The 1,152-nt window shown below is 76.5% G+C and carries 2 protein-coding genes and 1 pseudogene; 1 reads left to right on the top strand and 2 read right to left on the bottom strand.

Translation table 11 applies throughout. From position 1 onward, the window contains the following. Together AC2W7G_RS16860 and AC2W7G_RS16855 are read right to left on the bottom strand one after the other, a co-directional pair. Positions 1-359: LysR substrate-binding domain-containing protein (locus AC2W7G_RS16860; RefSeq protein WP_485869455.1), on the bottom strand; the 359-nt coding region annotated here is incomplete at its 3' end. A gap of 104 nt (positions 360-463) precedes the next feature. Further along, positions 464-649: pseudogene (locus AC2W7G_RS16855) on the bottom strand (helix-turn-helix domain-containing protein); the annotation flags it as partial. 70 nt (positions 650-719) lie between these two features. On the opposite strand from AC2W7G_RS16855, the gene AC2W7G_RS16850 reads away from it, so the two are divergent. After that, a partial coding sequence (locus AC2W7G_RS16850) for a putative sulfate exporter family transporter (protein ID WP_485869454.1) occupies positions 720-1,152 on the top strand: 433 nt, incomplete at its 3' end.

Raw genomic sequence — 1,152 nt, 5'->3', positions numbered from 1 at the left:
CGCGTCGCACCGCGGTCTCGAAGGTGCTGCGCGTGCCGCTGCCCGGCTCCCGCCATGACCCAGGACCGGGCCGCGCAGCGCCTCCGCGCCCAGCGCGTCCGGCGACGGGCCCAGGGATCGTCCGGGGCGACGACCACCACGAGCCGGTCGTGGCCGATGGTGCGGGTCTGCAGGTCCGTGGGCCGCACCGCGGTCTCGATGAAGCCGACGTCGACGGCGCCCGAGCGGACGAGCTCGCCGACGCGGGCGCTGTTGACCACCTGCAGGCGGGGCTGGACGTCGGGCCGGCGGGAGCGCAGCTCGGCGATCCAGCGCGGCAGCAGGAACTCGGCGACCGTGAGGCTGGCGGCGATCGCCACTCCCCGCCGCGCTCGGCGCTCATCGCCGCCAGCCCCTCGCGCATCGTGTCGAGGTGGTGCAGCACGGGCCGCGCCCACGCCACCACCGCATGGCCGTCGGTGGTCAGCGTCGAGCCGCGGGCCGAGCGGTGGACGACGGCGAGCCGCCACCGTGTCTCGAAGGCGCGCACGCGGGCACTGGCGGCGGGCTGGGTGAGGCCGAGCGCGGACGCGGCGGCGTTGATGCTGCCTCGCTCGTCGAGCGCGACGAGCAGCCGCAGCGTGGTCACGTCCAGGTCGGGATGAGTCATCACCTTAGGTGATACCCCGTCGCGGTCCACGTGTCTACCGACGCCGACCCGTCCGCGGGACGGTGGTCGGGTGCTGCGTCCCGCCCCCCGTCCCCGACGCTCGATCACCGCGGTGCTCCTCGTGCTGGCCGGCACCGCGTCCCTGGGGCTCAGCACCGTCGTGCCGTGGTCGAGCCCGCTGCTGCTGGCGCTCGTGCTGGGCGGCGTCGTCGCGGCCACTCCCTGGGGTGCGCGCGGTGCCCTGGCCCGGCACGCGCCCGTCACCCGGGTCCTGCTGCGCTCCGGCATCGTGCTGCTCGGCCTGCGCCTCCCGCTCGACCGGCTGGCGGACGTCGGGGCGGGCGGCATCGCGGTGGTCGTGCTGACCCTGAGCACCACCTTCGCCGTCACGACCGTGGCGGGACGCGCGCTGGGGGTGGACCGCGGGCTCACCGCGCTCGTCGCCACCGGCTTCTCGGTCTGCGGAGCGGCGGCCGTGGCAGCGGTCGACGACGCGGTCCGGG

The sequence above is a fragment of the Aeromicrobium sp. PFPM2_SD2 genome (assembly GCF_057364525.1).
The sequence above is the reverse complement of the archived record's forward strand: the minus strand, read 5'-3'. Positions and strand labels throughout refer to the sequence as shown.